The 359-nt window shown below is 53.2% G+C and carries 1 pseudogene; it reads left to right on the forward strand.

The features are described from left to right. Positions 1-153 precede the first annotated feature (153 nt). Positions 154-359 (forward strand): annotated as a pseudogene (locus GBM95_RS12125) (IS1634 family transposase); the annotation flags it as partial.

Genomic DNA, 359 nt, shown 5'->3' on the forward strand with positions numbered 1-359 from the left:
CGCGCTACGACGTTGTCTTTGAACTCCTGCGAATATCGCATGTTTTGCCACTCCATGAAAGGTTGAAGGGGTGGCGAAAGTTAGTATGACATCTAATGGGAATGCGTGCGCAATTCCTTTAACGCAGGCGGTGACGCCGACAAGATCCTTTCCGTGGCTCGCTATCTTGTGGCCACCGGTGATCCCGTCAATCGAATCGATTCCTGGCAGCTTGATCATGACGTGCCTTACCGTCCGGGACTTAGTCCGGATGTCTGCTATGAGCTTTTCGATCAAGTGGGGCACAACGAAACCGGCATGCAGTCGCTGTTTACTCGTCTCGCGCATCTGAGCGATGAAGATTCGGCGGTGCTTGCCTT

It is taken from the genome of Sutterella seckii, assembly GCF_009183815.1.
Lineage (GTDB): Bacteria > Pseudomonadota > Gammaproteobacteria > Burkholderiales > Burkholderiaceae_F > Sutterella > Sutterella seckii.